Here is a 14833-nt window from a genome sequence, read left to right as displayed (position 1 = left end):
AAAACGGGTCTCCAAACCTCAGGCGCTGCGACCTTCATCGGGCGCAATGCCCTCGCCCACTTCGCGGATTTTCCCCTGCGAGACGCTGCTGCCTGGCGGCACGCTATGGGTCAGCCAAACATTGCCGCCAATCACCGATCCACGCCCGATGGTCACGCGCCCAAGAATGGTCGCGCCCGCATAGATGACCACGTGGTCTTCCACGACCGGATGCCGCGCGTTGCCCTTTACAAGCACGCCGTCATTGCCAGCCGGAAAGCTCTTCGCGCCCAGTGTAACGGCCTGATACACGCGAACATGTTCGCCAATCACCGCGGTCTCGCCAATCACGACGCCCGTCCCGTGATCGATAAAAAAGCTCGGTCCAATGGTCGCGCCCGGATGAATGTCGATACCTGTCGCCGAGTGCGCAATCTCGTTGATAAAACGCGCGAGCAGCGGCACGCCGAGTTTATGCAATGCATGCGCCAGACGATGATGCGTCATGGCCCAGATACCCGGATAGCAAAGCAGGATTTCGGTAATGTGCTGCGCGGCCGGATCGCCGGTGAACGCCGCCTGGATGTCGCTCACGAGCAGCGCACGGATGCCGGGCAACTGCGTGCCGAATTCGCGCGCGAGTTCGAACGCGTGCGTGCCAAGCTCGGCGTCGCTGAGGTCGTGATTTTCAGGCAGGAAACGCAATGCGCGCCGGATCTGTTCGGCAAGCAGGCGCAAGGTGCTTTCAAGCGTATGCCCGACGTAGTAATCCACGCTTTCCGCGGTCAGGTCGGCGGCTCCGTAATGCGTCGGAAACAGCGCGGAGCGCAAGCCGTTGACAATCTTGACAATGGCTTCACGCGAAGGCAATTCGCGAATGCCAAGCGGATGCCGCGTGCGATGCAATTGTTCGCGCGACGCGCGCAAGTCGGCCACGATCTTGTCGAGGCCCCATTCGTGGGAAGAAGCCAAGGCTTCGGGGGAAACGGTTTTGGGCATGTCTTGGGGCTTGAGCGGAGTACGCCATGACGGCACGTTCTAATGAATGCCCCGAGATTAACCGTTTTTTCGCCAATACGCCGGACCTGCGGCACGCGGAATTCCGCCACAACGGGCCGGTCTGTCCCGCACGTTCAGGACGGCGGGTCCACTTTTACGTGACTGGCGTCGATCCATCGGACGGCCCAGTCGCGGGCATGGGCGATGGCTTCATCGGCATTGCCAAAGCGCAGATCCGCTGGAAAAAAACGGTTCGCGACGAGTTCGCCATCGCTTGACCGGGAGATGACGACGTACGGCTGAAAACAACCGTCGCCCTGGCGGGCCGGCGCGCAATTGAGTAGATATCCACGATGTGAAAATGCATCGTCATATTGCATGAATCACCCCCATCTTTTAAATGCCCCGCTGGATTCGCGATGGTCGTCTCCTGCTCGCTCATGCGCACAAGCCGTTACGGCGGTGGCCGTCCGGAAACGCGCGCTGGCCCGGCGAACAACAAATCATACTCTTGCGAAATGGCATGTTCGACTGAAAAAAATCGATCAGGCTTAGAACATTTACTGATGATTTATCCCGTTGTTTATTCCCCGCGATAATCAGCGCTCTGGCGCGGCACATTACGAGGCTTCCGGAATACTTCTTGCGTCCTATACTCGGGTTAATCAATTCGAGGCGGAGCGAAACATGAACAACGCACAGAACAATGAGTCGCAGGACAAGCAAACCCAGCGCGCCGCGGACAGCCCACTGAAAAAGCCGGAGACGGAGACCGCGCACGCCAAGACGGGTGACGTGGCTGCCGCAGCGGACAGTAATCAGGCGGGGCCGCGCAGCGACGGCGAGGCGCGGGGTGCATCGAAGGAAGAAGGCGGACCGATCGAGCAACTCGATCTCACACATCAAGCAATCGACGTACTCAACGACGACACACTGGACGATACCGTCGACGCCGACAGCAAAAGCCACGACGCGGCAAAGGACGAATTCCTGATCGGACAGAATCCGGATGCGTTTGTTGGCGTGAACGCATCGCTTGTCAATTCACGCTTCGAACAAGGCGACGGCCTCGGCGGTTTCGACAGCCGTCCCGCGCGTAATGGCCTGGCGCTGAAGCTGGCAAGCGGCTTCAGCGTAGTCGACAAAGGCATGATCGCACCTGATGCGGAAGAGGTGGAGCGGCAATACGACTTCGTGGATCGCGACGCACGCGGCGATACGCTGCGCGGACGCAAACATTATGCGGTCAACCACGTGCGCCCTTCGAGGCTGATCGAAATTCAGCGGCGCGACAAATCCTGAGCGCGGCACAATTCGGCTGATCATGGAAAAACCGCGCTGCTCAGCGCGGTTTTTCTTATTTAGCTTTCGACTTTTCCTTGTCTTCGTCTGATTCGATCCGCGTCACACCGCCTGTCGACGGCGGATCGCTTGCCGGAAACGTGTCTTCCACGGCTTTATCGACGTCGTCTTCCCCGCGTTCCGAGTGTGGGCGTTGTTCTTTGGGTTCATTACCTTGCGTCGCGCTCATAAGGGTTCCTTTTTTCGTTTGATCCGGATAGTCAGTCGGTCAACGTGTAAAGCCTGCCATCGCGAAGAGAGACCCTTGCAATGCAGCCGCGCCGCCACTGGCGGTTTCTCGTCGATAAAACCTCAACGGCGCCACGCTTTCTTCAGGCAAATCCGCGTCCAGCGGGCCTGAAGAGTTTGAAAGCAAGCGATGTTCCCAGCATTTGGCATGGCCTGGCACGTCTCGTGCATAAAAGGTTGCCGGGCGGGTTGCCAGTCAGACAAAAGCATCAGGAATCCAGCGGGAATGCAGAACGTACGGATCCAGAAAAAAGTAAGCCACGGGACCAGAAATGACAACGACCAATACCTATACGAACGAAGCTGCAACACAAGGCACGTCACGTTCGTTCGATCTGCGCGCGCCCTGGACAACACAGGCGCTTTCGACTGCTATCGCATGCCTGGGTGTCGCCTACGTCCTCTCGTGGGCTGAAATGGGCCTTGCATTGATGGTGGGACCGAACGAGCCTCTTGCACCGCTGATCGCGTCGCGGGTATTAATCGGCGGCCTGTACGTCTGCGTCGCGCTGCGGCTGCAATGGGCGCGCTGGCTCACCGTCGCGCTTGGCGTAGCGTCAGTCGTGCTGGTCGGTCCCATGCTCGGCGTGGAGTGGAGAATGTTCCCAACGGCCGCAATCGTGACCGGCATTGTGCTGGTGAGCAAGCTGGCAGCGGCGATCTTCCTGCTGTCGCCGGATGCATCGCACGAGCAAAATTTGCAGCGGAAATAAAGCCGCCGTCAAACGCCGCATCTTGTTCAAGCGGCGGTGAAAACGCACAATGAGGGCCCATTTCCTCTTCGATGAGTTCCTCATGAAAATTGCCGTTATCGGTGCCACGGGCACAGTCGGCCGGGCCGTTCTGGCCGAGTTCGCGCCACGTCACGAAGTGTTCGAGATCGGCGCGACGCGCGGCACGCATCGCGTGGACCTGACCGATCTCAACAGCGTTCATGCGCTTTTCAAATCGATTGGCCAGGTCGATGCCATTGTGGCCACCGCCGGCCATGTGCATTTCGGCGAACTCTCGCAAATGACCTCGGAACAGTTCCGTATCGGCCTAGATGACAAGCTCATGGGCCAGGTCAATCTCGTGCTTCATGCGCAGCGTTATCTAAACGATGGCGGCTCGTTCACGCTGACAAGCGGAATCGTTGGAGACGAACCGATCAAGTATGGCGCGAGCGCCGCAGCGGTGAACGGCGCAATAGAAGGTTTTGTACGGGGCGCCGCGATCGAGCTACCGCGCGGACTGCGCATCAACGTGGTCAATGCAACCATGCTGGAAGAAGCGCGCGAAGCGTTCGGCCCGTACTTCCGCGGCTTTGAAGCGGCATCCGGCGCACGCGTGGCGCTGGCTTACAGCCGCAGCGTGGAAGGACTCGAAACCGGCCGCGTCTACAAGGTGCGTTGAATGGCGATCGAATGGCTGCGCGACGATTATCGCGTAACAACGGATATTGCCGAATTCGACTTCGATGTCGTGCATCGGTACTTGAGCGAAGTCGCGTACTGGTCGCCGGGGATCTCGCGCGAGAAGGTCGAACGCGCGGCGCGCCATTCGCTCGCGTTCGGGCTGTTTCATCGCGGCGTCCAGATTGGTTATGCACGCGCGATCACGGACACGGTGAGCTTCGCGTATCTCGCCGATGTCTTCGTGCTGCCCGAACATCAGGGCAACGGCCTCGGCGTCTGGCTCGTGCGATGCGTACTGACGCATCCGGATTTGCAGGGTTTGCGAAAGATGATGCTGACTACGTCGAGCGCACACACGCTGTACGCGCGCTTCGGGTTTGCGGCCCCAGCGGAACCGGCCAAGCTGATGGAAAAGCGCGCGGCCGGATAAATCCCCAGGCACTCTTCAGCCGCCCTTCACGCCTTGTGTATTGACGTACAGCGCGTAGAGCCCGTGACTCGCGGCCATGAACAAGCGGTTGCGGTGCCGGCCGCCAAAACACACGTTCGCGCAGCGTTCGGGCAACGCGATATGCCCGATCGCTTCACCGCGCGGCGTAAATATGCGCACCCCGTCAAGCTCGTCGCTCCCCATGCCCCAGCCGCACCAGAGGTTGCCGTGGATATCGACGCGAAAACCATCCGGCGTGCCATCGCGAGCGTCGATCACCACGCGCGAATCGTTGAACGAACAGCCATCCGGCGCCATTTCGTATGCAAGGATTTCACGCGGCGACGCGCGCGAATCGACTACATAAAGCACGGATTCATCCGGCGAAAATGCGAGTCCGTTCGGACCGGCCAGATCGGAAATCATCAACGTGATCTCGCCGCTTTTCGCATCGACCCGATACACACCCGGCGTCAATTCCGGCGGCTTCTGCTCGCCTTCGTAGAATCCATCGATGCCGAATGTTGGATCGCTGAACCAGATGGAGCCATCGGATTTGACGATCACGTCGTTGGGAGAATTGAGCGGCTTGCCCTGGTATTGATCGGCGATCACCGTGATCGACCCGTCGTATTCCGTGCGCGTCACGCGGCGCGTCAGATGCTCGCATGTCACAAGCCGCCCTTCGCGGTCGCGCGTGTTGCCGTTCGCGTTGTTCGAGGGCTTCCGGAACGTGCTGACGACGCCGGTTTCCTCGTCCCATCGGAGCATGCGGTTGTTTGGAATGTCGCTCCACAGAAGCGAGCGCGTGTCGCCGAACCAGACTGGTCCTTCCGACCATCGAGCGCCTTGGTACAGACATTCCACCGATGCCGCCGTCACGCGCAGCGCGTTGAATCGCTCGTCCAGTACGCGGACGGCAGGATCGGGATAACGGCGCTCCATCAAGATAAGGTCTCCTTGCTGTGTGGTTGGGTCAATTGGGTCCAAGCTCGCCATCGCGCAGACGCCACAGGCTCAGCGGATTGTCGTCCTGAAGCGCGAGCGGCAACAAGGCCGCCGGCAGATCCTGATAGCACACCGGCCGCAGGAACCGCTCGATAGCCATTGCGCCCACCGAAGTCGCGCGGCTGTCGGAGGTCGCCGGATATGGGCCGCCATGCACCATGGCATACGATACTTCGACGCCCGTTGGAAAGCCGTTCGCGAGAATCCGCCCGGCCTTGCGCTCGAGGATCGGCATGAGGCGGCGGGCGAACGGCACGTCATCGTTTTCAAGCTGAAGCGTGGCGGTCAACTGACCTTCGATACGCCGCGCGAGGTCCAGCATCTCGTCCTCGTCGCGGCAAATCACGATCAGCGCCGCCGGACCGAAAATCTCGTCCGCGAGATGCGGCGTGTCCGCAAAACGCTCGGCGCTGACGGTAAAAAGCGCTGGCAGCGCGGCGAAAGGCACATCGGTTTCGGCGCCGGTTGCAACGCGCTCGACACCGGATTGATCGCGTTGCGCGATCCCTTTCTGATAGGCCGCGGCAATCCCTGACGTCAGCATGGTCTGAGCGCTCTTCTTCTCCAGCGCGCTCACCGCATAGTCGATAAACCCCTGCAAATGCGGCCCTTCCAGCGCGAGTACGAGACCCGGATTCGTGCAGAACTGGCCGACGCCAAGGGTGAGCGAATCCACGAATCCGCTTGCAAGCGTTTCAGCGCGCGCGGCCAGCGCGCCCGGCAGCACGAAGAACGGATTGATGCTGCTCATTTCGGCGAACACGGGAATCGGCTCGCGCCGTTTCGATGCAATCTCCATCAAGGCAAGGCCGCCACGCCGGGAACCCGTGAAGCCGACCGACTTGATGGCCGGATGCGCGACCAGCGCCTCGCCGATCCCGTTGCCCTCGCCCACCACGAGCGAGAACACGCCCTCGGGCAAGCCCATGTCCGATACCGCTTTCTGGATCGCGCGTCCGACCATTTCGGACGTTCCCAGATGCGCAGGATGCGACTTGACGACAACCGGACAACCGGCGGCAAGCGCTGCGGCGGTATCGCCCCCGGCTACCGAAAACGCCAGCGGAAAATTACTCGCGCCGAACACCGCAACCGGGCCGACCGGTATCTTCTGCAGGCGCAGATCGGGACGTGGCAACGGCTTGCGATCGGGCTGCGGCGAATCGAGCGTGGCGCTCAACCATCGCCCTTCCCGCACGAGCGAGGCAAACAGCTTCAACTGCCCAACCGTACGGGCGCGCTCGCCTTCGAGACGCGCTTTCGGCAGAGCGGATTCGGCGTGCGCGCGATCGATAAGCGCATCGCCGATTTCCACGATGTTGTCCGCAATCGCTTCGAGAAACTGCGCGCGTGTTTCGAGCGGCGCGAGGCGGTAGGTATCGAAGGCCTGTTCGGCCAGCTCCGCCGCGCGCGCGACTTCCTTCGCGCCGCCGCCGCCGAACGCCGGCTCGAGCTTGAGATTGCGCGCGGGATCGAAGGCGTGCAGCGTTGCATCTGTTCCGCGCACGGCCGTTTTACCGATCAGCATTTCACCCGTGATCTGCATGTCAATTCTCCTGATAACCGCGAATGGCACGTTATGTTGGAAAGTTAGGGAACCGCCCACTCGACGGTGGACCGCGCCGTCGCGCGGAAAGTTCGCTGCGCCGTTATCCTGCAGAAACGCTCGTTCCAGCCCTCTGCTTCCACCGATGATATTCCTCGCCCTCGCCATCGCACTGGTGACGGCCGGCAAAACCCCTCGCAAGAAGGCGCTTCAAGTGGAAAGCGTTTTGTCGATGAGCGCAAACGCATCGCGTATTTCCGTCACGTCCCTTGGCCGAACCAGCCGCGCGACTTCCCGTCCGCTGTCCATGAAAATCAGCGTCGGCCAGAGCTTGACGCGAAAAGACCGGCCAAGCGGCCTGCCGCTGCCATCTTCGATCTTCAGATGCCGCACGCCAGGGTGATTGTTGAACGCCTGTGCAATCAGCGGCTGGGCCGCCTTGCAATAACCGCACCACGCGGTGCCGAACTCAACCACCGTTGGCCCCGCAAGATCATCGATATCCGCACGCGGCGGCTCGGCTGTTGCGTAATCGGTTGTCATCGCCATGAAGGGTGCTCCTTTTATCGGATCATCGTACATTCTAGTGAGCAACGATCCAGCCCGCTTGCAGCCGCTCTTTTATGGCGGGAGGGCCGCGAGGCAGGTTTCTTGCTGAACCGATGCATCTCGTTCTCCGCCGTTCGCGAACGGCGACTGACTTTATTGGAGCGCTCATGCATTGGATCGATCCCGCCTGCCTGCCGGAAACGCGCGGCAAGGTAACGCAATTCCTGTTGAATCCCCACGGTGAGCTTGACGGCCTGATCCTGAACACGCCGGGCAGCACGCTGCAAGTTCACTTCCCGCCGCATATGACAAGGCAAGTGACGAAGCACATTGCGCCCGGCAATACCATTCGCGTGCGCGGCGTGAAACCGCGTACCGCCAACGTCATTGCGGCTGTTTCCTTGGCGAGCCAGAACGGCGTCGAGATCATCGACGAAGGGCCGCAACATCATGTGCCAGGTACTGCAAGACTTGAAGGCAAGCCAATGGATGTACAGGGAGAAGTGACCATGTCGTTGTATGGTCCAAGGGGCGAATTGCGCGGCGCGCTGCTGGACGAAGGCACGTCGCTGCGCATGCCGCCTCACGCCGCTGCCGAACTTGCCCGCTATCTGAGTCCGGGCGCGTTTGTTCAGGCGTGGGGCCGCGGCGTGAAGAACAAACATGGCCGCACCATCGATGTTGACGATATTGCCGAACTCATCGATGCCGCTTAAGGCTTGGCGCATACATATCAGGCACGTTCCCCACCCGCGACCCAGCGCGGCCTAGAACTGCCCGAATCCCGTCAGCCCGACCAGACTTCCCAAAGCCAGCAACCATAGCGGATGCACCTTTGTCTTGAACGACAACAGCGCGACCGCCGCCGTAATCCCGCCCAGCACCCATTGCGTATCCGACGCCTCCGCAATCAGCGCGGCGCTTGCTGCCAGCAACCCCGCCGTCATAGGCACGAGGCCGAGTTGCACGTAGCGGCGCCACGAATGGTGCTTGAAGCGCTCCCACGCATGCATGGCGGCGACAGTGACGAATGACGACGGCCCGAACTTCGCAATCGATGTCACGATCACTCCCGGCCAACCCGCCACGTGCCAGCCGACCAGCGTCACGACCATCATGTTCGGTCCCGGCGCGGCTTGCGCGAGCGCGAACAGCGCGGAAAAATCCGCCTTCGACATCCACTGATGCACCTCGACCACTTGCCGCTGCATCTCGGGCAGGATGGAATTGCCGCCGCCGAACGCGAGCAACGAAAGCTGGCTGAAAATCGCGGCGAGCGAGACGAGATCGTGATTCATTGGTTAGCCCCGCGGTTCGTCTCACCGCTGAATTTCGACGCGATGAAAATCGATATCGGCGTGAGGACGAGCATCACGGGCAACAGCGGCAAGCGCACCAATGCGATTGCCGCGAAGGCCAGCACGGCGATGACCGCCATCGACAATTTCCTGCGCAATGGCCACGCGACTTTGACGGCCATCGATACCAGCAGACCCGCCGCAGCCGCAGCCAATCCCGCGAAGAGATGGCGAATGTGCGCGTCGTTGTGCGTGCGCTGATAGAGCACGCCGAGCGCGATCACGATCAGCGACGGTCCCACAATCAAGCCAAGCAGGCCCGCGAGCGCACCGGGAACGCCGCGAAACTTCATTCCGATCGCCACCGATAAATTGATGACATTGCCGCCGGGGAGAAACTGGCACAGCCCGAGCAGATCCGTGAATTCATCGGCGTTGAGCCATTTGCGGCGCTCGACCACTTCGCGGCGTGCAAGCGGCAGTGCACCGCCGAAGGCGGTCAGCCCAAGCGTCAGGAAGCCGATGAAAATTTCCGCGATGGTCGGCGGCGCGAGTGGCTGATCGTGAGCGTCTTCGTGCATTGATGGCGATAAGTGCTTTGGAAAAGCGCAGAGGGTAACGCTTTATTTGCGCGGATTCAAAGCACTGACGCGGACAACTGACGAATTTCCCGTGTTTTCACCGCATGCCTTACAAGGCTTTCGCGCTTCGGTCCCGGCGCGATTCGTATGCCTTCAGGTGGGTGTACGCGGTCGAGAAAATCGGCGAGTGCTGCTCGTGCCCGGGCACATTCCCACGCGCGATCAGATCGCCCACCACGTGATCCGCCTCGATGCGCGCGCCATTTTCCAGGTCGCGCAGCATCGACGCGGTGATGCCGGAACCCGCTTCGGTCAACATGGAATGCGTGCGGGTGACCGCGGCCTCGCCGGGCGCAAAGCCGTTTGCCGCGGCAATGGCGCGGGCTTCATCGAAGAGATCGAGCAGCAGTTTCTGACCGCCCGGCGCCGCGATGATGTCGCCAACGGGTGCGCGCATCAAGCACGTGCCGGCCGCGAGCGTCGCGAGGAAAGTCCATTTTTCCCACATGGACTGAAGGATATTCGGGCTCGCGGCGGCGTCGAATTGCGCGCCCGAGAATTCGGCGGCGATGGCCTCGATACGCGCCGATGTGCCGCCTGCAAGCTCGCCGAAGGTCATCGAATGCATCTTGTTCAAATGCACGATGGTCCCCTCGGCGTCGAGCGTCACGGCAGCGACGCACTGGCCGCCGAGTACATGGTCGGGACCAAACTGCGTTTCGAGCACGTCCAGATGCCGCATGCCGTTGAGCAGCGGCAGGATGGCAGTGTCCGGACCCACCGAGGTCTTGATCGACTCGATGGCACCGTCGAGGTCGTAAGCCTTGCAGCTCAGCAGGATCAGGTCGAAGGGCTCGGCGACGTCTTTTGCCAGCACGACGGGCGGATTGGGTATCGATAAATCGCCGTTCGGGCTGCGCAGGTTGAGACCCGTTCGCGCCAGTTGCGCGGCGCGCCGTCCGCGCACGAGAAACGTTACGTCGCGTCCGGCATTGAGCAGCCGTCCGCCAAAATATCCGCCAATTGCGCCTGCGCCCACCACCAGTATCCGCATATGTGCTGCTCCCGATTAGTCTGATCGATGCGCCCGGAATCCGCGCGCTGTCTTCACGCCTGCCATACGCCGTATCCCGCTTCCCGCAAGCCGATTGCCAGTTCCACTTCCATCTCTCGCGCGCCTTCGTACGGCATGGGGTTGTACAACTCGTACAGTTGTGGCAACAGGCGCAGCCCGAACTCGCGCACATACCGGTTCGACTGGATGCCGGCCTTGTGTTTATCGAAACGAACGTCCGGGTCGATGCCCGTCATGCCTACATAAACAAACGGCTTGCCCAGCACATAATCCGGATTGGCGCGCCGGAACCGCGCTTCGTTCCACACCGTATCGGCGAGTTCGATCACGTAGACGTGGTAGTGGTGAGCCTTCCTTCTAAGGGCCATGCATTTGCCTTGTGCGCTTTTTCCGGCGCGCGGATCGGTCCTGGAACGGGCTGGGACGCTCATTCTAGACCGCCGCCGAAAGGGGCGCTTGCTGGCCCGTTTTCGACCCGCGCACGCCCCGCGCGCCATGCCTGCGCCGCGCGCGATGTCTGCCGGTTGCGTGTCAAAGTGGTAATCTCGCTCGGTCTGCGCGTTCCGCGCGGCGTTCGGCGGCGCGGGGCCGCGTTGGGCGGCACATCCCGCGCGTCTCGCTCCGGCGCGACGCGCTAGATGGCGCGAAAACCCGGCCGAACGCCATCGCGGACACCGCCCCCATTGACACAAACGTATCCGCAGCGTGCGCGGCCACGAACCGCAAGCGCTCCGGTCATTCGGAGAGAAACATGAGCAAACAAGCAATCGGCGTTGTCGGCCTCGCCGTCATGGGACGCAATCTGGCATTGAATATCGAGAGCCGCGGGCACGCAGTATCGGTCTATAACCGCAGCCGCGAAAAAACCGACGACCTGATGGCCGAGCATCCCGACAAGAAGCTCGTCCCCTCTTACACGCTGGAAGAATTCGTCGGGTCGCTGGAAAAGCCGCGCCGCATCCTGCTCATGGTCAAGGCCGGCCAGGGCACCGACGCCACCATCGACTCGCTGCGCCCGCTGCTTGAAAAAGGCGACATCCTGATCGACGGCGGCAACACCCATTTCACCGATACCATCCGCCGCAACACGGATCTGGCGAAGTCGGGCCTGCATTTCATCGGCACGGGTGTATCGGGCGGCGAGGAAGGCGCGCTCAAGGGCCCGTCGATCATGCCCGGCGGCCAGAAGGAAGCGTATGACCTCGTGGCTCCGATCCTTACCGAGATCGCCGCGAAGGCGCCGGACGGCGAGCCGTGCGTGGCGTACATGGGTCCGGACGGCGCGGGGCACTACGTGAAGATGGTGCACAACGGGATCGAGTATGGCGACATGCAACTGATCGCCGAAAGCTACGACGTGCTGAAGCGCGTGGCGGGTTTGTCGAATGAAGAACTGGGCAAGGTTTATGTCGAGTGGAACAAGGGCGAGCTGGATAGCTACCTGATTGAAATCACCTCGAAGATCTTCTCGAAGAAAGACGAAGAAACAGGCAAGGATCTCGTCGATGTGATTCTTGACCGCGCCGCGCAAAAGGGCACGGGCAAGTGGACAAGCCAGAATGCGCTCGATCTCGGCGCGCCGCTACCGCTGATCACCGAGGCCGTGTTTGCGCGCGTGCTGTCGTCGCTCAAGGATCAGCGCGTGGAAGCGAGCAAGCAACTGAAGGGACCGTCGCCCAAGTTCGACGGCGACCGTAACGCGTTCGTGGAATCCGTGCGGCGCGCCTTGTTCCTGAGCAAGATTGTTTCGTATGCACAGGGCTTCGCGCAGTTGCGCGCGGCTTCGGAAGAGTACAAGTGGGATCTGCAATACGGTCAGATCGCGAAAATCTTCCGGGCCGGCTGCATTATCCGAGCGGGGTTCCTGCAGAAGATCACGGACGCCTACAAGACCAACGCAGACTTGCACAACCTGCTGCTCGATCCGTACTTCAGCGACATTGCAGCGAAGTATCAGGACGCGTTGCGCGAGGTCGTGGTCGCCGCGGTGAAGGCAGGCGTGCCGGTACCGGCGTTTTCATCGGCGGTGGCTTATTACGACAGCTACCGCTCCGAAACGCTGCCGGCGAACCTGGTGCAGGCGCAACGCGACTTCTTCGGCGCGCATACGTTCGAGCGCGTGGACAAGAAGGGGAGTTTTCACGCGGATTGGGCGTAAGCTTCAAGGCGTCATGACCTGACGCCGAAGCAGGAAACGTTGTGATTGACTGCGCCGTTGCACGATCATTTTCGGTGATCGGCAACGGCGCTTTCTTTTACGATCCCGCGCGATTATGGCTGTTGTCCACGAATCCCCAACACTTCCCGTAAAGCCTCACCGTTCACGCCGCTTCCGGCGAAGTCATCGAAGGCACGATCCGCCACGCGGATAATATGCTCGCGGATAAAACCCGCGCCTTCACGCGCGCCGTCTTCCGGGTGCTTCAATGCGCATTCCCATTCAAGCACCGCCCAGCCGGGAAAATTATATTGCGCCATCTTCGAGAAGATCGCGCCGAAGTCGATCTGCCCGTCGCCAAGAGACCGGAAGCGCCCCGCCCGGTCCACCCAGCCCGAGTACCCGCCGTACACGCCCTGTCGACCGTTGGGCCGGAACTCCGCGTCCTTGACGTGAAACGCCTTGATACGGTCGTGATAGATATCGACGAACTGAAGATAGTCCAGCTGCTGCAGCAGGAAGTGGCTCGGATCGAAGAGAATGTTGGCGCGCGGATGATGATCGACGGCATCGAGAAAACGATCGAACGTTACGCCGTCATGCAAGTCTTCGCCCGGATGCAATTCGTAGCACACGTCCACGCCTGCCTGATCGAAGGCGTCTAGCAGCGGACGCCAGCGTTGAGCCAGTTCATCGAACGCCGTTTCGATCAACCCTTGCGGGCGCTGCGGCCATGGATACACATATGGCCACGCCAGAGCGCCCGAAAAGGTGACATGCGCGCTCAAACCCAAACGCCTGGACGCGGCCGCGGCGAATCCCACTTGCTCGACCGCCCACGCGGTGCGTGCCCGCGGATCGCCGCGAACGTGCGCCGCGGCGAAGCCATCGAAAAGCGTGTCGTAGGCGGGATGAACCGCCACGAGTTGCCCTTGCAGATGCGTCGATAATTCCGTGATGCATACACCCGCATCCTCCACGACGCGGCGCAGGTCGTCGCAATAGGCGTCGCTTTTCGCCGCCTGTTCGAGATCGATCAGCCGCGGATCACACGGAACCTGAATGCCTTCATAACCCAGCCCCTTCGCCCAGCCTGCAAGATGCGCGAGATTGTCAAAAGGCAATTCATCGCCAAGAAACTGCGCCAGGAAAATCGCCGGGCCTTTGATGGTTTTCATGATCGTGGATCCACAGACGTCTGTTCATCATCGATAAACTCAGAACGGCGAGTTCGGATAGTAGAACTGCTTGGCGTTGTCCTTCGTGATCAGCACCGAGGGAATGATGGTTGTCGCGGGCAGCTTTTCACCCTTCAAACGTGCTTCGGCGGTGAGCTTGATCGCGTCGTAGATGAACTTGGGCGAGTATGAAACGTCGGCCTTCACCAGCTTGTCGCCATCGATGATCCGCTTGACCGCTTCCTTCGATCCCGCGCCGCCGAACACTTCCTTGATGTCCGTGCGCTTCGCCTGATCGATGGCCTTCAGCACGCCGACCATCATGTCGTCGTCGGCGGCCCAGACTGCATCGATATGCTTGAAGCGCGTGAGGTAATCCTGCATCACCTTGAACGCGTCGTCGCGATTCCAGTTGGCGTACTTGGCGTCCAGCACCTTCATGTCCGGATGCTGCTTGATCACCGATTCAAACGCGGTCCAGCGTTCGTTATCGAGCGTGGTCGGAATGCCGCGCAACGCGACAATGTCGCCTTTGCCATCCAGCGTCTTCGCCAGATATTCGGCGGGCAGCTTGCCGAACGCGGTGTTGTCGCCGGCTACATAGGCATCCTGAGCGCTGGTATCGGTCAGACCTCGATCCACCACTGTCACATATACGCCCTTCTTTTTGACCTGCGCCACGGGTTGCGTCAACGACGCCGATTCGAACGGGAAAATCACCAGTGCATTGATCTTGTTCACGGTCACCAGATCCTGCAATTGATTAGCTTGTTCGGGCGCGCCGCCCGCCGTCTTGACGATGATCTTCAGATCCGGATGCGCTTTTTCCAGCTCCTTTTTCGCTTCGTTGGCCCACCACACAATGCCGCCGGTGAAGCCGTGCGTGGCCGTCGGAATGGCGACGCCGAGCGTGACCTTGTCGGCGGCGATGGCCGAGACCGCGCTTGCCGCCAGCGTCAATGCGCCGAGTGCGCGAAGAATGTTTTTCATTGCTGTGTCTCCATTGTTGTGACAGTCACCTGAGCGGATGTCAGGGCACGGTGCG

At 60.8% G+C, this 14833-nt stretch carries 18 protein-coding genes; 6 read left to right on the top strand and 12 right to left on the bottom strand.

Annotated features, from left to right (window positions below):
• Positions 1-18: 18 nt before the first annotated feature.
• Entirely contained in the window at positions 19-978 is a 960-nt protein-coding gene (epsC, locus tag AWB64_RS07755; RefSeq protein ID WP_060818114.1) for a serine O-acetyltransferase EpsC, read from the bottom strand.
• A gap of 134 nt (positions 979-1112) precedes the next feature.
• Positions 1113-1358, bottom strand: coding sequence for a hypothetical protein (locus AWB64_RS32205; RefSeq protein ID WP_075643256.1), 246 nt, complete (start codon positions 1356-1358; stop codon positions 1113-1115).
• Positions 1359-1665: 307 nt separating this feature from the next.
• On the opposite strand from AWB64_RS32205, the gene AWB64_RS07745 reads away from it, so the two are divergent.
• Positions 1666-2280, top strand: coding sequence for a DUF3005 domain-containing protein (locus AWB64_RS07745; protein ID WP_060818112.1), 615 nt, complete (start codon positions 1666-1668; stop codon positions 2278-2280).
• Positions 2281-2335: 55 nt separating this feature from the next.
• Here the strand turns inward: AWB64_RS07745 and AWB64_RS31890 are convergent, their stop codons facing one another.
• Positions 2336-2509, bottom strand: a complete 174-nt coding sequence (locus tag AWB64_RS31890) for a hypothetical protein (RefSeq protein ID WP_167353907.1) — start codon at positions 2507-2509, stop codon at positions 2336-2338.
• Positions 2510-2840: 331 nt separating this feature from the next.
• On the opposite strand from AWB64_RS31890, the gene AWB64_RS07740 reads away from it, so the two are divergent.
• The 3 genes from AWB64_RS07740 (at position 2841) to AWB64_RS07730 (ending at position 4395) form a co-directional block, all read left to right on the top strand.
• Positions 2841-3281: a hypothetical protein gene (locus AWB64_RS07740; RefSeq protein WP_060818111.1), complete on the top strand. Its 441-nt coding sequence runs from the start codon at positions 2841-2843 to the stop codon at positions 3279-3281.
• An 82-nt stretch (positions 3282-3363) separates the two neighbouring features.
• The gene (locus tag AWB64_RS07735) at positions 3364-3963 is read left to right on the top strand and encodes a short chain dehydrogenase (RefSeq protein WP_060818110.1); all 600 of its coding nucleotides are present in this window, start codon (positions 3364-3366) and stop codon (positions 3961-3963) included.
• Positions 3964-4395, top strand: a complete 432-nt coding sequence (locus AWB64_RS07730) for a GNAT family N-acetyltransferase (RefSeq protein WP_060818109.1) — start codon at positions 3964-3966, stop codon at positions 4393-4395.
• Between the two features lie 15 nt (positions 4396-4410).
• On the opposite strand, the gene AWB64_RS07725 is transcribed toward AWB64_RS07730, so the two are convergent.
• The 3 genes from AWB64_RS07725 to AWB64_RS07715 all read right to left on the bottom strand — a co-directional run bounded on the left by AWB64_RS07725 (position 4411) and on the right by AWB64_RS07715 (position 7498).
• Positions 4411-5340, bottom strand: a complete 930-nt coding sequence (locus AWB64_RS07725) for an SMP-30/gluconolactonase/LRE family protein (RefSeq protein ID WP_060818108.1) — start codon at positions 5338-5340, stop codon at positions 4411-4413.
• A gap of 31 nt (positions 5341-5371) precedes the next feature.
• Positions 5372-6949 (bottom strand): aldehyde dehydrogenase (NADP(+)), encoded by a 1578-nt coding sequence (locus AWB64_RS07720; protein WP_060818107.1) that lies wholly within the window; start codon positions 6947-6949, stop codon positions 5372-5374.
• 210 nt (positions 6950-7159) lie between these two features.
• Positions 7160-7498 carry a thioredoxin family protein gene (locus AWB64_RS07715; protein WP_060818106.1) on the bottom strand — a complete coding sequence of 113 codons (339 nt, stop codon included), beginning with the start codon at positions 7496-7498 and terminating at the stop codon, positions 7160-7162.
• Positions 7499-7665: 167 nt separating this feature from the next.
• Here AWB64_RS07715 and AWB64_RS07710 point away from each other — a divergent pair, with 167 nt between their 5' ends.
• On the top strand, positions 7666-8214 hold the full coding sequence (locus AWB64_RS07710; protein WP_060818405.1) for a hypothetical protein: 549 nt from the start codon (positions 7666-7668) through the stop codon (positions 8212-8214).
• A 51-nt stretch (positions 8215-8265) separates the two neighbouring features.
• On the opposite strand, the gene AWB64_RS07705 is transcribed toward AWB64_RS07710, so the two are convergent.
• From AWB64_RS07705 to AWB64_RS07690, 4 genes are all read right to left on the bottom strand, one after another.
• The gene (locus tag AWB64_RS07705) at positions 8266-8796 is read right to left on the bottom strand and encodes a chromate transporter (protein ID WP_060818105.1); all 531 of its coding nucleotides are present in this window, start codon (positions 8794-8796) and stop codon (positions 8266-8268) included.
• Positions 8793-9377 (bottom strand): chromate transporter, encoded by a 585-nt coding sequence (locus AWB64_RS07700; protein WP_060818104.1) that lies wholly within the window; start codon positions 9375-9377, stop codon positions 8793-8795. Before AWB64_RS07700 ends, AWB64_RS07705 begins: the two co-directional genes overlap by 4 nt.
• Before the next feature lie 109 nt (positions 9378-9486).
• Positions 9487-10431 (bottom strand): 2-dehydropantoate 2-reductase, encoded by a 945-nt coding sequence (gene panE, locus AWB64_RS07695; RefSeq protein ID WP_060818103.1) that lies wholly within the window; start codon positions 10429-10431, stop codon positions 9487-9489.
• 53 nt (positions 10432-10484) lie between these two features.
• The gene (locus AWB64_RS07690; RefSeq protein ID WP_060818102.1) at positions 10485-10820 is read right to left on the bottom strand and encodes a hypothetical protein; all 336 of its coding nucleotides are present in this window, start codon (positions 10818-10820) and stop codon (positions 10485-10487) included.
• A 383-nt stretch (positions 10821-11203) separates the two neighbouring features.
• Here AWB64_RS07690 and gnd point away from each other — a divergent pair, with 383 nt between their 5' ends.
• On the top strand, positions 11204-12610 hold the full coding sequence (gnd, locus tag AWB64_RS07685) for an NADP-dependent phosphogluconate dehydrogenase (RefSeq protein WP_060818101.1): 1407 nt from the start codon (positions 11204-11206) through the stop codon (positions 12608-12610).
• A gap of 113 nt (positions 12611-12723) precedes the next feature.
• Here gnd and AWB64_RS07680 read toward each other — a convergent pair whose 3' ends face one another.
• Together AWB64_RS07680 and AWB64_RS07675 are read right to left on the bottom strand one after the other, a co-directional pair.
• Positions 12724-13788 carry a sugar phosphate isomerase/epimerase family protein gene (locus AWB64_RS07680; RefSeq protein WP_060818100.1) on the bottom strand — a complete coding sequence of 355 codons (1065 nt, stop codon included), beginning with the start codon at positions 13786-13788 and terminating at the stop codon, positions 12724-12726.
• A 39-nt stretch (positions 13789-13827) separates the two neighbouring features.
• Positions 13828-14778 (bottom strand): substrate-binding domain-containing protein, encoded by a 951-nt coding sequence (locus tag AWB64_RS07675; RefSeq protein WP_060818099.1) that lies wholly within the window; start codon positions 14776-14778, stop codon positions 13828-13830.
• Positions 14779-14833: the final 55 nt, after the last annotated feature.

It is taken from the genome of Caballeronia sordidicola (genome assembly GCF_001544455.2).
Taxonomy (GTDB): Bacteria; Pseudomonadota; Gammaproteobacteria; order Burkholderiales; family Burkholderiaceae; genus Caballeronia; species Caballeronia sordidicola.
The sequence above is the reverse complement of the archived record's forward strand: the minus strand, read 5'-3'. Positions and strand labels throughout refer to the sequence as shown.

What these genes read in the sequence shown, in the direction of transcription:
- epsC (WP_060818114.1), bottom strand. Translation starts at nt 978, where the DNA reads ATGCCCAAAACCGTTTCCCCCGAAGCCTTGGCTTCTTCCCACGAATGG.
- AWB64_RS32205 (WP_075643256.1), bottom strand. Translation starts at nt 1,358, where the DNA reads ATGCAATATGACGATGCATTTTCACATCGTGGATATCTACTCAATTGC.
- AWB64_RS07745 (WP_060818112.1), top strand. Translation starts at nt 1,666, where the DNA reads ATGAACAACGCACAGAACAATGAGTCGCAGGACAAGCAAACCCAGCGC.
- AWB64_RS31890 (WP_167353907.1), bottom strand. Translation starts at nt 2,509, where the DNA reads ATGAGCGCGACGCAAGGTAATGAACCCAAAGAACAACGCCCACACTCG.
- AWB64_RS07740 (WP_060818111.1), top strand. Translation starts at nt 2,841, where the DNA reads ATGACAACGACCAATACCTATACGAACGAAGCTGCAACACAAGGCACG.
- AWB64_RS07735 (WP_060818110.1), top strand. Translation starts at nt 3,364, where the DNA reads ATGAAAATTGCCGTTATCGGTGCCACGGGCACAGTCGGCCGGGCCGTT.
- AWB64_RS07730 (WP_060818109.1), top strand. Translation starts at nt 3,964, where the DNA reads ATGGCGATCGAATGGCTGCGCGACGATTATCGCGTAACAACGGATATT.
- AWB64_RS07725 (WP_060818108.1), bottom strand. Translation starts at nt 5,340, where the DNA reads ATGGAGCGCCGTTATCCCGATCCTGCCGTCCGCGTACTGGACGAGCGA.
- AWB64_RS07720 (WP_060818107.1), bottom strand. Translation starts at nt 6,949, where the DNA reads ATGCAGATCACGGGTGAAATGCTGATCGGTAAAACGGCCGTGCGCGGA.
- AWB64_RS07715 (WP_060818106.1), bottom strand. Translation starts at nt 7,498, where the DNA reads ATGGCGATGACAACCGATTACGCAACAGCCGAGCCGCCGCGTGCGGAT.
- AWB64_RS07710 (WP_060818405.1), top strand. Translation starts at nt 7,666, where the DNA reads ATGCATTGGATCGATCCCGCCTGCCTGCCGGAAACGCGCGGCAAGGTA.
- AWB64_RS07705 (WP_060818105.1), bottom strand. Translation starts at nt 8,796, where the DNA reads ATGAATCACGATCTCGTCTCGCTCGCCGCGATTTTCAGCCAGCTTTCG.
- AWB64_RS07700 (WP_060818104.1), bottom strand. Translation starts at nt 9,377, where the DNA reads ATGCACGAAGACGCTCACGATCAGCCACTCGCGCCGCCGACCATCGCG.
- panE (WP_060818103.1), bottom strand. Translation starts at nt 10,431, where the DNA reads ATGCGGATACTGGTGGTGGGCGCAGGCGCAATTGGCGGATATTTTGGC.
- AWB64_RS07690 (WP_060818102.1), bottom strand. Translation starts at nt 10,820, where the DNA reads ATGGCCCTTAGAAGGAAGGCTCACCACTACCACGTCTACGTGATCGAA.
- gnd (WP_060818101.1), top strand. Translation starts at nt 11,204, where the DNA reads ATGAGCAAACAAGCAATCGGCGTTGTCGGCCTCGCCGTCATGGGACGC.
- AWB64_RS07680 (WP_060818100.1), bottom strand. Translation starts at nt 13,788, where the DNA reads ATGAAAACCATCAAAGGCCCGGCGATTTTCCTGGCGCAGTTTCTTGGC.
- AWB64_RS07675 (WP_060818099.1), bottom strand. Translation starts at nt 14,778, where the DNA reads ATGAAAAACATTCTTCGCGCACTCGGCGCATTGACGCTGGCGGCAAGC.